The following is a 13,101-nucleotide window of genomic DNA, read 5'->3' on the forward strand; positions in this document are numbered from 1 at the left end:
TGTCAACGGTCAACTCCTCTGCAGGGGCAGGTGTGATGCGGTGGGTAGTGGGCTGCTGACCTTGAACTCGGCCCAGCAGCGTTTGCCGGGCGGCAGCGGATCGAAGCCGTGGCGATCGGCGAGCGCGGCGACGAGGAACAGCCCCCGTCCGCCTTCCTCGTCCACATCCGACAAGCCGACCTGTGGGACGGCGGGGTTGGCGTCGTTCACCTCGATCCGCAGTCCCTTGTCGCTCAGGCAGGCGCCGGCCGTGATCGGGCCGCCGTTTGCGTGCCGGACCGCGTTCGCGATGAGCTCTGCGGCCACCAGCTCTGCCGCGTCCAGGAGTTCGGGGCCGAGGAAGGCGCCGAAAGTCCGTATCCCGTCCGCGAGCTGCTGGCGTGCGGATGCTGCGGCAGCTGGCGTGCCGGAGACGGGAATCCGGATGTGATGCGCTTCCATGAGCGGCCTCCTGGTCGGTTCGGCCACTCCACGCAACCGCTCGGGAGGTAAGCGGAACCAGTCGGTGTGCCGGGGCTGCATCACTTATGCAGGAGCTGCATCACTGCCAAATGCCGCTCGGTTACTCTCGGTTGAGCAGGCAGGATCGGCGACGGCAGAAGGGGCCGTGGCACAGATGGCCGAGGCACAGAGTGAAGCGAGACGGATCGGCGAAGTGATCCGTCAGGCGCGCGTGTTACAGCGGCGCTCGCAGAGGGACGTTGCCGCCGCGCTTGGGTATCACCAGTCGAAGGTGAGCCGCCTGGAGAGCGGCAGGGGTACCGAGGACGTGCGAGTGCTGCGCGAGATCGCGCAGGTACTGGAGATTCCGCCGCAACGTCTCGGCCTCGCCGCCGCTTCTGACGCCAGCCCCGCCGAGCCCGGAACAGAGGACATGCACCGCCGTACCTTCCTTGCCGCGAGCGTCGCCGCGCTCGCGGCTCCGCCGTCGTCGAGCGCGGCACATCACGACCTGATCCAAGTCCTGTTGCCAGGCACGAGCCCCGCGGCGACCGGTCAAGCCCTGAGCCTCGACGAGCTGCGGGACCGGGCACGGGCCGTACGCCGGATGTTCTGCACGTGCGACTACGCGGAACTGGAGCAGACCTTGCCGGGTCTGATCGCCGACCTGCGTCAGGCCGCCGGAGGCTCATCCGGCTCAGCGGAGGTGTCCGGGCTGCTCGCGACCGCCTACCAGACGTCGGTGAGCCTGTTGCTGAAGCGGGCCGATCAGGGCAACGCCTGGCTCGCGGCCGGTCGGGCCATGGCCGAGGCGGAACGGTCCGGGGATCCTGTCGTCCTCGCCGCCAGTGTCCGCGTCCACGCTCACGTCCTCGTGCGGGAGAAGCACATGGCCCAGGCCGTGAACATGGTTCGCCACACTGCCGACCAGCTCACCGGCTCCTACGACCAGCGCTCGCCCCGGTACCTGGCAGCGGTTGGTCTGCTGTTGCTCCGCGGGGCGACCGCCGCCAGCAGAAACGGCGACCGCGACACCACCCAGGACTTCCTCACCGAAGCCAAGGAAGTCGCTCGCTACGTCTCCTTCGACCGGCCGGACGCATGGGCGAACTTCAGCCCCACCAACGTCGCACTCCACGAGATCAGCGCAGCCGTCTCCTTCGGTGACGCCGGCATCGCCCTGGAAACCGCACGGCCGCTCATGCGGCGGCACATTCCTGTCCCCGAGCGCCGGGCCGCGCTGTGGGTGGAGACCGCCCGCGCCTACAGTCAGCAGGGCAGGCTCGCCGAGGGCTACCAGGCCCTGCGTATCGCCGAAAGCTGCGCGGCACAGGACATCCGCCGCCCGGCCGTACGCGAACTGGTCGCCGACATGGCAGCCCGCGACCGCCGCCGGGCACTGCCCGAGTTGCACCACTTCAGCCGCCAACTGGGAGTGCCCACGTGAGTGATCAGCCCGACAAGCCCTTCCTCCAGATCGTGGTCTGCGCGTCCGGTGTCGCCGCCGACGTCGGCAAGCTGATCAACGCAGCACATGCACGGCACTGGGACGTCGGCGTCATCGCCACCCCACAAGGACTCGGCTTCCTCGACGCGGAGGCGGTCGAGACCCAGACCGGCCGCCCCATCCGCTCGGCCTGGCGATCACCGAGCGAACCGCGCCCGACCCGGCCCGCGGACGCGATCGCGGTCGCCCCGGCCAGCTTCAACACCATCAACAAGTGGGCCGCCGGGATCTCCGACAATCTCGCCCTGGGCGTCCTGTGCGAAGCACCCGCCATGGACATCCCGGTCGCCGTGCTGCCGTACCTGAACTCAGCCCAGGCCGCCCACCCCGCGTACCGCCAGAGTCTGGAACGGCTACGCGAGATGGGCGTCCTGATCGGCTCGTACGAACCGCACCGGCCAAAGGCCGGCGGCGGGGCCGACCGCTACCGCTGGGAGGAAGCCCTGGAGCTCCTCGCGCCCAAGCTTTCCGCACCGGCTTGATCAGCGCCGCCGTGTCGGTGCCCCCTGTGGTGGCTGGCCAATGTGCCCTGGCCGCCCGACGGCCCCTCCCCGGCACCCAAAAGGGCGAGGCCCGAAGACCCCGCCCGCCCCGCAAGAAACCCTAGGTCACGGCCACACCAGGCAATAAGGCTGATGCCCCGCCTCATGCAGCCGATGGCTGAAGTCCTGCCACTCGTGCAGCAGCTGGTACACGTTGAACGCGTCCCTCGGGCCGCCCCGGTCCGGGACCGTCGACCAGATGAAGGCGGCCGCGCCGACCGCTTCCTCGCCCACGTCACGCAGCGGATCGACCACCGTCATGGGGAGTTTCACGACCGCGTAGTCGGGGTGCAGCACCACCAGCTCCAGCGGCGGCACCTTGTGCAGAGGCACACCTTCGATGCCCGTCAGCACCATCGCGGCCATCGTCTCCGGCTTGATCTTCGTGAACATGCCGTTCATGCCGAGCTCGTCGCCGCCGAGTTCCTCGGGGCGCATCGAGATCGGGACCCGGGCCGCGGTCGCGCCGTCCGGTGCGCCGAAGTATTTGTACGTCACCCCCACCCGACCACCATTCCTGCTCCCGCTCTGAAGACGGTCGATCCGCCGATCGCTCCGCTGGTCCCGATCCCTCTGATCGCGGTCCCGCTGATCGATACGTCGGTCGCGCCGCTCCGACTCACTCGGTACGCCTAGTTCCTGACGTGCTGCTTCGGCCGATTCCTCCGCGTCGCGCCGGTGCCTTCCCCGTTGGGCACGTCGAGGACCCAGGTCATCGGTCCCCTCGCCCAGCCCGCCACCGCGATGCATATCTCCACCCGACTGCTTTTCTAGGACGCGTGGCCCCCGCCGCGCAACCCGATCATCGTGTCAGTGACCTCCCCCACGGCCGCCCGCCGAAACGTGCGTCGAAACATCAGTCCGCGGGATCATTACAGCTTCCGGCCGGCCACCTGCCGGATGAGCTGCGTGTATCGGGTCACAGTCTCGCAGATGCACCGGCCGCCGCGCCGGGACCGCCGCCCTCCCCTACGAGGACACTCCCGGCGTCCGCCTACCCTGAGGAGGTCACCAAGCAACCGGAGTCCGAGAAGTCGGAGAAGCCGCACGTCATGAGCGCCCAGAGCGAAACGCCCTATCCCTACGACGCGCCCGTCTCACAGGCGCTCTTCGACCGCGCCTGCGCCGTCACGCCGGGCGGCGTGAACTCCCCGGTGCGCGCCTTCCGCGCCGTCGGCGGCACCCCCCGTTTCATGGTCTCCGGCAAGGGGGCCTACCTGACGGACGCGGACGGGCGCGAGTACGTCGACCTCGTCTGCTCCTGGGGGCCCATGATCCTCGGGCACTCGCATCCCGAGGTCATCGCCGCCGTCCAGGAAGCCGTCTCGCGCGGTACCTCCTTCGGCACTCCCGGTGAGGGCGAGGTCGCCCTCGCGGAGGAGATGGTCGCCCGGATCGCGCCGCTGGAGCAGGTGCGGCTGGTCAGCAGCGGGACGGAGGCGACCATGTCCGCCATCCGGCTCGCCCGCGGGTTCACCCGGCGCACCAAGGTGATCAAGTTCGCCGGGTGCTACCACGGACACGTCGACAGCCTCCTGGCCGCCGCCGGGTCCGGCGTCGCCACCTTCGCGCTGCCCGACACCCCCGGTGTCACCGGAGCGCAGGCCGGCGACACGATCGTGCTGCCGTACAACGACCTCGAAGCCGTGCAGGAGGCCTTCCACCGGCATCCCGGGGAGATCGCCTGCGTGATCACCGAGGCCTCGCCGGGCAACATGGGCGTCGTGCCGCCCGGGCCCGGGTTCAACCAGGGGCTCAAGAACGCCTGCCGCGAGAACGGCGCCCTGTACATCTCCGACGAGGTCATGACCGGGTTCCGGACCAGCCGGGCCGGCTGGTTCGGCATCGACGGGGTGGTGCCCGACCTGATGACCTTCGGGAAGGTGATGGGAGGCGGGTTCCCCGCGGCCGCCTTCGGCGGGCGGGCGGACGTCATGGCGCACCTCGCCCCGGCCGGCCCCGTCTACCAGGCCGGCACCCTCTCCGGCAATCCCGTCGCCACCGCCGCCGGCCTCGCCCAGCTGCGGCTGCTCGACGACGCGGCGTACGACAAGGTCAACGCCGTCTCCGCGCAGATCCAGGGGCTCGTCAGCGAGGCGCTGAACAAGGAGGGCGTCGCGCACCAGGTGCAGACCGCCTCCAACATGTTCTCCGTCTTCTTCACCAACCGTCCCGTGCGCGACTACGAGGACGCGCGGGGCCAGGAGTCGTTCCGGTTCACCGCCTTCTTCCAATCCCTCCTCTCCGACGGGGTGTACCTGCCGCCGTCGTCCTTCGAGTCCTGGTTCGTGTCCACGGCCCACGACGAGCGGGCCATCCAGAAGATCGCCGACGCCCTCCCGGCGGCGGCCCGAGCGGCCGCGGAGGCCACGGCAGAATGAGCGAGCAGCAGGACATCACCGTCGTCCACGTGATGCGGCACGGGGAAGTGGCCAATCCGGAGGGGGTGCTGTACGGGAGACTGCCCGGCTACCACCTCTCCGAGCTCGGCCGGCAGATGGCCGACCGGGTCGCCGAGCACCTCGCCGTCCGGGACGTCGTCCACGTCGTCGCCTCCCCGCTGGAGCGCGCGCAGGAGACCGCGACCCCGATCGCCAAGGCGCACGGGCTCGACCTCGCCACCGACGAGCGGCTCGTCGAGGCCGAGAACATCTTCCAGGGCAAGACCTTCGGCGTCGGTGACGGAGCGCTGAAGAACCCCGCCAACTGGAAGTACCTGGTCAACCCGTTCCGGCCGTCCTGGGGCGAGCCGTACGTCGACCAGGTCGTCCGGATGAAGGGCGCGCTGGACACGGCCAAGGACCGGGCGCGCGGGCACGAGGCCGTGCTGGTCAGCCATCAGCTGCCGATCTGGATCCTGCGGTCGTACGTCGAGAAGCGCCGGCTCTGGCACGACCCGCGCAAGCGGCAGTGCACTCTCGCCTCCCTGACGACTTTCACATACCAGGGTGACAGGATCGTCTCCGTCGGGTACAGCGAGCCGGCCATCGACCTCGTCCCGGCCCACCTCCGCGCCGGCGCCAAGCCGGTGAAGGGGAAGGACAAGGCCTTCGGGGCCTGAACGGCCGTGAACAGGTCTGCGTGAAGCTGCGTAATTCGCAAGTGACGCGCACCACTTGACTAAATCGTTAGCGCTTTTCTTTCGAAATATCCCAGATGTGACGGAACCTGTCCGTTCGTCACGCCCTCTAATTGTGTGACCATCAGAGGACGTGACGAATCGGGGAATCATGCGGACCATCACGCGAAGGGGCATGCTCGGCGTCGGCGCGGGCGCCACGGCCGGACTCGCGCTCGGCCTCACCGGCTGCGGCGCGTCCTCCGGTTCGGACGACGCGCCCCATGCCGCCGGTTCCACCGGGGAGCCGTCGAAAAACCCGCCGAAGACGCCCAACGCCCGCCCCCTCGGCGACGGCTCCACCTCCCGCACCGGCAAGCAGCCGCACCAGCCCGCCGCCCCCGAGCCCCTGGAGGCCGGCCAGACCCCGCCGCAGTTCGTGATCTTCTCCTGGGACGGCGCCGGTGAGGTCGGCAACGGCCTCTTCCCGCGCTTCCTCGACCTGGCGAAGGAGCACGGCGCCTCGATGACCTTCTTCCTCTCCGGGCTGTACCTCCTGCCCGAGTCGAAGAAGCGGCTCTACAACCCCCCGAACAACCCCCGCGGCGCCTCCGACATCGGATACCTCACCGACGAGCACATCAAGGCGACGCTCACCAACGTCCGCCGGGCCTGGCTCGAAGGCCACGAGATAGGCACCCACTTCAACGGGCACTTCTGCAGCGGCCACGGCACCGTCGGCAACTGGACGCCCAAGCAGTGGCGCAGCGAGATAGACCAGGCCAAGGCGTTCGTGAAGGAGTGGCGGACCAACACCGGCTGGACCGACCTGCCCTCGCTCCCCTTCGACTACGACAAGGAACTGGTCGGCGCCCGTACCCCCTGCCTCCTCGGCCAGAACAACCTGCTGCCCACCGCCCGCGAGCTCGGCTGGCGCTACGACGCCTCCTCGCCCGGCGGCCGCCAGGTCTGGCCGGAGAAGAAGCTGGGCATCTGGGACCTGCCGCTGCAGCAGATACCGTTCCCGGGCCACTCCTTCGAGGTCCTCTCCATGGACTACAACATGCTCGCCAACCAGTCGGTCAACTCGACCAAGGCGCCCGCCTACAACTACCCGGGCTGGCGGAAGCAGTCGGCCCAGTCGTACATACAGGGATTCGAGCGGGCATACACGACAAACCGGGCGCCGTTCTTCGTGGGCAACCACTTCGAGCATTGGAACGGCGGTATCTACATGGACTCCGTCGAGGAGGCCTTCAAGCACATCGCCCGGGAGAAGGAGAAGGGCGCCGACGTCCGGCTGGTCTCCTTCCGGCAGTTCGTGGACTGGATGGACGTACAGAAGCCGGAGGTCCTGGCGAAGCTGCGCACGCTGGACGTGGGGCAGCGGCCGGCCGGGGGCTGGAAGACCTTCCTGAAGCAGGGCGCGGCCGCCTGAGAACGGGCGCATCCCGGACGGAGGGGGGTGCGCAAGATCCCCAGAACGGGCATGCGAAACTTTTCACATGAGTACCCGTAGCCGCTCCCTCCTGCTCGGCGCCATGGCCGCCGCGGCGGCCCTGGCCCTGTCCGCGTGCGGCAACGGCGGCACCTCCGGCGGAGGCGGCAACACCAACTTCATCACCGGCAGGGACGGCATCGACACGGTCGCTCAGGGCCACCGCGCGGCGGCCCCCGACCTGTCCGGCAGGACCATCGACGGCGGCACCCTGGACGTCGCCGACTACAAGGGCAAGGTCGTCGTCGTCAACGTCTGGGGCTCCTGGTGCAGCCCCTGCCGGGCCGAGGCGCCCAACTTCGCCTCCGTCGCCAAGGAGTACGCGAGCAAGGGCGTCCAGTTCGTCGGCATCAACACCCGCGACACCAGCACCGCTTCCGCGGTCGCCTTCGAGAAGCAGAACGGCATCGGCTACCCGAGCCTGTACGACCCGACGGGCAGGCTGATGCTCCGCTTCAAGAAGGGCACGCTCAACCCGCAGGCCATCCCCTCCACCCTGGTACTCGACCGGCAGGGGAAGATCGCGGCGCGCTCGCTGGCGGCGCTCAGCGAGGAGAACCTGCTAAAGATGATCAAGCCGGTCGTCGCGGAGAAGTGACGTGAGCGCACTCCTGACGCTCGCGGCGGAGACGGGCAAGAACGAGACGGTCTTCAGCGGGGCTCTGCTGGTCTCCCTGCCGATCGCGCTGTTCGGCGGTCTGGTCTCGTTCTTCTCTCCGTGCGTGCTGCCCCTCGTGCCCGGATACCTGTCGTACGTCACCGGAGTCGCGGGTACCGATCTGGCCGACGCCCGGCGCGGGCGGATGGCGGCCGGCGCCTCCCTCTTCGTGCTCGGCTTCACCGCCGTGTTCGTCTCCGGCGGGGCCCTGTTCGGCTACTTCGGCCAAGACCTCCAGGAGCAGTCCGGCACCCTCAGCAAGGTGCTCGGCGTGCTGATGATCGCCATGGGTGTGTTCTTCATGGGCCTGATGCCCTGGTTCACCCAGCGCGAGTTCCGCTTCCACAAGCGGCCGGTGGCCGGGCTGATAGGGGCACCGGTGCTCGGTGCGCTGTTCGGCATCGGCTGGACGCCGTGCATCGGCCCGACGCTCTCGTCGGTGATCATCCTGTCCTCCCAGCAGGGCAGCGCCGGCCGTGGCGCCATACTGACCGTCGCCTACTGCCTGGGCCTCGGCGTGCCCTTCGTGCTCGCGGCGATCGCCTTCCGCAAGGCCCTCGGCGCCTTCGGCTGGGTCAAGCGCCACTACGTCTGGGTGATGCGCGCCGGCGGCACGATGATGATCGTGACCGGTGTGCTGCTGCTGACCGGCGCCTGGGACAGCCTGGTGCAGGAGATGCAGTCCTGGTCCGCCGGCTTCAATGTGGGGATCTGATCCATGAGCCAGACCGAAACCGACAACAGCGAGCAGGACCGGCGGGAACTCGGCGCGGCGGGCTCCCAGCTCTCCACCGCCCCCGTCGAGGAGCCGCCGATCGCCCCCGGCCTCGGGGTCGTCGGGTGGGCCCGCTGGTTCTGGCGGCAGCTCACCTCGATGCGGGTCGCGCTGCTGCTGCTCCTGCTGCTGTCGCTGGGCGCGATCCCCGGCTCGCTGATCCCGCAGAGCGGCGCCGACATCAACAAGGTCGCCGCCTTCCGGAAGGCCCACAAGACGCTGGCGCCGGTCTACGACAAGCTCGGCCTGTTCCACGTCTACAGCTCGGTGTGGTTCTCGGCGGTCTACATCCTGCTCTTCGTCTCGCTCGTCGGCTGCATCATCCCGCGCGCCTGGCAGTTCGTGGGCCAGCTGCGCGGCCGTCCGCCGGGTGCCCCGAAGCGCCTGGACCGGCTCCCCGCGTACACGACCTGGCGGACCACGGCCGAGCCGGAGGAGGTCCGCGAGGCGGCGCTGAAGCTGCTGAAGAAGCGGCACTTCCGGGCGCACACCGCCCGGGACGCGGTCGCCGCCGAGAAGGGCTACGTCCGCGAGTTCGGCAACCTGGTCTTCCACATCGCGCTGATCGTGCTGCTGATCGCCTTCGCGTCCGGCCAGATGTACAAGTCGGACGGCACCAAGCTGGTCGTCGAGGGCGACGGGTTCGCCAACTCGATCCTCCAGTACGACGACTTCAAGTCCGGCTCCATGTTCAGCACCGACGACCTGGTGCCGTTCAGCTTCAACCTGAAGAACTTCCACGCCACCTACCAGACCAGCGGCCCCAGCCGGGGCACCCCGGTCACCTTCGCCGCGGACGTCGACTACAGCGTGGGCGCCTACGGCAAGCCGAAGCGGACCACCATCAAGGTGAACGAGCCGCTGGAGATCGACGACGCCAAGGTCTACCTGGTCAGCCACGGCTACGCGCCCGTCATGACCGTCCGCGACGGCTCGGGCAAGGTCGTCTACCACGACGCAGTCCCGCTGCTCCCGCTGGACAGCAACGTCAGCTCCCAGGGCGTGCTGAAGGTGATGGACGGCTACCGGAGCCCGAAGGGTGTCAGCGAGCAGCTCGGTATCTCGCTGTTCTTCCTGCCGACGTACGCCGGCGGTCCCTCGGTGCTCTCCAGCTTCCCGGCGCTGGACAACCCGGTGCTGAACCTGGCGCCGTACCACGGCGACCTCGGCGTCAACTCGGGCATCCCGCAGAGCGTGTACCAGCTCGACAAGACCCACATGAAGGAGTTCAAGGACTCCAAGGGCCAGCAGTTCCGGGACAACCTGAAGCCCGGCGAGACCATGCAGCTGCCGGACGGCGCCGGGTCCGTGACCTTCGAGAAGGACGTCAAGGAATGGGCCGGCTTCGAGATCGTCCAGGAGCCCGGCAGCGGCTGGGCCCTGGTCGGTGCCCTCGCCGCGATCTTCGGCCTGGCCGCCTCGCTGTTCATCCAGCGCCGCCGCGTCTGGGTGCGCGCGGTGCGCGGTGACGACGGCGTCACCGTGGTCGAGATGGCCGGGCTGGGCCGCAGCGAGTCCGCGAAGGTGCCCGAGGAGCTGGGCGACCTCGCGGGAATCCTCTATGACCAGGCACCGGGGGCTCCCGACTCCGGTGACACCACCGACCACGACCCCGCACCGTCCCCCGACCCCGAAGTCGTACCTGCCGAAGGGGCTGAGAAGCGATGACTTCCGCCGCCGCAACCGCGCTCGACGCGACCACCCTCGCCGCGACCAACGAGCATCTGGCGAGTATGAGCAACACGCTCATCTACTCGTCGATGGCCGTCTACACGCTGGCGTTCTTCGCCTACATCTTCGAGTGGCTGCTCGGCAGCCGCAGCCGGGTGGCGCGCACCGCCAACGCGCTCACCACGAACGTCCAGGCGACGAAGGCGCAGGCGCAGGCGCCCGCCGTCGCGGTCAAGAAGGCCGGCGGTACCGCCGTACTGGAGCGCCCGCGGGTCGTCGTCCGCTCCGCGGCGGGCTCGCGTGACGTGCCGGACGGCCCCGGCGCGCACGGCGGCGACGAGCAGGGCGACCTCTACGGCCGGATCGCGATCTCCCTCACGGTCCTCGCCTTCCTGGTGGAGCTGGCGGGCGTGGTCGCCCGCGCGGCCTCCGTGCAGCGGGCGCCGTGGGGCAACATGTACGAGTTCAACATCACGTTCTCCACGGTCGCGGTCGCCGTCTACCTGACCCTGCTGGCCCTGAAGAAGAACGTCCGCTGGCTCGGCCTCTTCCTGATCACCACGGTCCTCCTCGACCTCGGCCTCGCGGTCACCGTCCTCTACACGGCGAGCGAGCCGCTGGTCCCGGCCCTGCACTCGTACTGGCTGTACATCCACGTCTCGACCGCGATCTTCTGCGGCGCGGTCTTCTACGTCGGCGCGGTGGCGACCATCCTCTACCTCTTCAAGGACGCGTACGAGAGCAAGCTGGAGAACGGCGGCAAGCCCGGCGGCTTCGCCACCTCGGTCCTGGAACGCCTGCCCGCCTCGGCGTCCCTGGACAAGTTCGCCTACCGCGTCAACGCGGCCGTCTTCCCCCTGTGGACCTTCACGATCATCGCGGGCGCGATCTGGGCGGGCAGCGCCTGGGGCCGCTACTGGAACTGGGACCCCAAGGAGACCTGGTCCTTCATCACCTGGGTCGCCTACGCCTGCTACCTGCACGCCCGCGCCACCGCCGGCTGGAAGGGCCGCAAGGCCGCCTACCTGGCGATGATCGCCTTCGGCTGCTGGCTCTTCAACTACTACGGCGTCAACATCTTCGTCACCGGCAAGCACTCCTACGCGGGCGTCTGAGCCGGCCCAGGGTGACACTGGTGCCATGGCCGGTTCCACAGAACCCGCAGAACCCATAGAACAAGGCGCCAGTCAGGCCCACGGGAGAACGCACCTCCTCCACTTCCTGGTGCGGCTCGCGAAACCGACGGAACAGGTCTGGCCGAGGCTCTCCACAGCGGAGGGCCTGGCCGCCTGGTTCACCCCCGTCGACGTCCTGCAACCGCGACTGGGCGGCACGGTCACCCTCGGTGACCTGGGCACGGGCAGCGTGACCGCCTGGGACGTCGAACGGATCGCGGAGTACACCGTGGAGGGCGGCGGCCGCCTCCGCTTCCACCTGGAGCGCGACGGGGAATCCGGCAGCGCCCTGCGCTTCACGCACGAGTTCAAGGGCGAGGGCGAGACGGAGCAGGCCTGGCGGGCCAGATTCGAGCGTCTGGCCGACTCCCTGAACTCCTGAGGCGCCCCGGCTGAAGCACCCGGAAAGGGGCGCGGGGCGGTATCCCCATGCGGCTCCGCCGCGTGGGCGCCCCGCCCGCCCGCGGCTCACGACGGCGGCAGGCACTCCCCGCTCGGCGGCTTCCCCTCCGGCCAGGCGATGGTCACGAACCGTGAGCCGCCCTCCGGCCGCAGCTCCACGATCGGCACCGCCTTTTCGTACGGATTCCCGTGCGCGTCCAGGCAGATCCACCCGCTCGCCCCGTCCACCCGCAGCGACCCCTTGACCTGCGGCCACTGCAGTCCCACGTCGGCCAGCGCCGACACGGACCTGCCCTCCGGCACCGCCTCGCGGATCCCGTGCACCGCGAGCCGCGTCGCGTCGTAGGCGATGATCAGCTGGCCGTCCTCCAGGGCGACCGGCCCGATCGGCCCCACCGGGGCCTTCCCGGCGCTCGTCAGCAGCCCGGTCAGCGTCGCCATGTCCGCCGCCGAACCGCCCGTCGCCGGGCTGCCCCCGCCCCACGCGTCCGGGTGGGCGAGGGCGGTGTAGCGGACGGAGAGGTTGTGCCGCAGTGCGCCGCGGTCGAGATTCTTCTCGCCGGTCAGATACGACCCCTCGTCCCCGGTCAGCACCGTGAACCTCCGGTCCTGGCAGCCCCGTCCGCCCAGCGCGTTCACGAACTGCCGCAGCTGGGTGTGGCGGCCGGCGAAGAGAATCGTGTCCGTCGACCGCGAGGTGTCGCAGACCAGGTTGGTGATCTGCCGGAACGTGTTCGCGGTCGTCCCCTCCTGACTGCGGTCGGCCGGCGGTGTGAACGGCTGGGGCTCGTACGGCGAGCCCTTGATCAGCGCCGCGAACGACGTCTGCAGGGTCCGCGTGTACGGGTCGCCCGGCTTGTCGTAGACGAGCAGCGCCCGGCCCGCGCTCACCCTCGCGAAGGAGGCCAGGGCGCGGGCCTCGTCGGTGTTGGTGGGGGAGACCCGGGCCAGGCCGGGGAAGGGGTCCGTTCCGTGCTGCCCGTTGGCGAGGTCGTCGGCGGTGATCGACGATCCCACCACCGGAATGCCCAGCCGGGTCAGCTCCCTGACGGCCTTCTTGTTGTTGTCGGTGCTCTGCCCGACTCCGGCGACCGCCCGCAGCCGGTCCGTGCCCCCGGTCATGCCCGCCAGCCGCGTGACCATCGGCTGCCAGTACTGGCTCGTCGACCCGGGGTTGGCCAGGACCAGCCGGATCGCCGGGGACTGCCCGTTGGAGTCGTGGTTGGCCTGGTACTGGGCGAGGTAGGCCCCCTGGAGCCTCTCGACGAGCCACGGTCCGCCGCGACTGCGCACCGTCCGGCGTCCCGCAACTCGCTGAGGACCGCGCTCTTGCCGAGCCGTTGCCGAGACCGTGGTCAGGTGTCGACATTCCGG

Annotated in this window: 13 protein-coding genes; 10 read left to right on the forward strand and 3 right to left on the reverse strand. The window is 69.6% G+C overall.

Going from position 1 to position 13,101, the window contains the following annotated elements; genetic code table 11:
- Window positions 1-9: 9 nt before the first annotated feature.
- Window positions 10-441, reverse strand: a complete 432-nt coding sequence (locus LQ326_RS06785) for an ATP-binding protein (protein ID WP_234533740.1) — start codon at window positions 439-441, stop codon at window positions 10-12.
- 175 nt (window positions 442-616) lie between these two features.
- Here LQ326_RS06785 and LQ326_RS06790 point away from each other — a divergent pair, with 175 nt between their 5' ends.
- On the forward strand, window positions 617-1,888 hold the full coding sequence (locus tag LQ326_RS06790) for a helix-turn-helix domain-containing protein (RefSeq protein WP_234534243.1): 1,272 nt from the start codon (window positions 617-619) through the stop codon (window positions 1,886-1,888).
- Window positions 1,885-2,430, forward strand: a complete 546-nt coding sequence (locus LQ326_RS06795; protein ID WP_234533742.1) for a flavoprotein — start codon at window positions 1,885-1,887, stop codon at window positions 2,428-2,430. Before LQ326_RS06790 ends, LQ326_RS06795 begins: the two co-directional genes overlap by 4 nt.
- 126 nt (window positions 2,431-2,556) lie before the next feature.
- On the opposite strand, the gene LQ326_RS06800 is transcribed toward LQ326_RS06795, so the two are convergent.
- Complete coding sequence (locus LQ326_RS06800) at window positions 2,557-3,240, reverse strand: hypothetical protein (RefSeq protein ID WP_234533744.1); 684 nt, start codon at window positions 3,238-3,240, stop codon at window positions 2,557-2,559.
- Between the two features lie 302 nt (window positions 3,241-3,542).
- Here LQ326_RS06800 and hemL point away from each other — a divergent pair, with 302 nt between their 5' ends.
- The 8 genes from hemL to LQ326_RS06840 all read left to right on the forward strand — a co-directional run bounded on the left by hemL (window position 3,543) and on the right by LQ326_RS06840 (window position 11,707).
- Window positions 3,543-4,871, forward strand: coding sequence for a glutamate-1-semialdehyde 2,1-aminomutase (gene hemL, locus LQ326_RS06805; protein WP_234533746.1), 1,329 nt, complete (start codon window positions 3,543-3,545; stop codon window positions 4,869-4,871).
- A complete protein-coding gene (locus LQ326_RS06810; RefSeq protein ID WP_234533748.1) occupies window positions 4,868-5,551 on the forward strand; it encodes a histidine phosphatase family protein in 684 nt (227 codons plus the stop codon). The genes hemL and LQ326_RS06810 overlap by 4 nt, the downstream gene beginning before the upstream one ends.
- A gap of 169 nt (window positions 5,552-5,720) precedes the next feature.
- Complete coding sequence (locus LQ326_RS06815; RefSeq protein WP_234534244.1) at window positions 5,721-6,986, forward strand: polysaccharide deacetylase family protein; 1,266 nt, start codon at window positions 5,721-5,723, stop codon at window positions 6,984-6,986.
- Between the two features lie 67 nt (window positions 6,987-7,053).
- Window positions 7,054-7,644, forward strand: coding sequence for a TlpA family protein disulfide reductase (locus LQ326_RS06820; protein ID WP_234533750.1), 591 nt, complete (start codon window positions 7,054-7,056; stop codon window positions 7,642-7,644).
- Between the two features lies 1 nt (window position 7,645).
- Window positions 7,646-8,419: a cytochrome c biogenesis CcdA family protein gene (locus LQ326_RS06825; protein ID WP_234533751.1), complete on the forward strand. Its 774-nt coding sequence runs from the start codon at window positions 7,646-7,648 to the stop codon at window positions 8,417-8,419.
- A gap of 3 nt (window positions 8,420-8,422) precedes the next feature.
- Window positions 8,423-10,147, forward strand: coding sequence for a cytochrome c biogenesis protein ResB (resB, locus tag LQ326_RS06830; protein WP_234533753.1), 1,725 nt, complete (start codon window positions 8,423-8,425; stop codon window positions 10,145-10,147).
- Window positions 10,144-11,265 carry a c-type cytochrome biogenesis protein CcsB gene (gene ccsB, locus LQ326_RS06835; protein WP_234533755.1) on the forward strand — a complete coding sequence of 374 codons (1,122 nt, stop codon included), beginning with the start codon at window positions 10,144-10,146 and terminating at the stop codon, window positions 11,263-11,265. Before resB ends, ccsB begins: the two co-directional genes overlap by 4 nt.
- Window positions 11,266-11,290: 25 nt before the next feature.
- Entirely contained in the window at window positions 11,291-11,707 is a 417-nt protein-coding gene (locus tag LQ326_RS06840; protein WP_234533757.1) for an SRPBCC family protein, read from the forward strand.
- Between the two features lie 86 nt (window positions 11,708-11,793).
- Here the strand turns inward: LQ326_RS06840 and LQ326_RS06845 are convergent, their stop codons facing one another.
- Window positions 11,794-13,020 (reverse strand): type 1 periplasmic-binding domain-containing protein, encoded by a 1,227-nt coding sequence (locus LQ326_RS06845; protein ID WP_234533759.1) that lies wholly within the window; start codon window positions 13,018-13,020, stop codon window positions 11,794-11,796.
- Window positions 13,021-13,101 lie beyond the last annotated feature (81 nt).

The organism is Streptomyces shenzhenensis (assembly GCF_021462265.1).
Taxonomy (GTDB): Bacteria; Actinomycetota; Actinomycetes; order Streptomycetales; family Streptomycetaceae; genus Streptomyces; species Streptomyces shenzhenensis.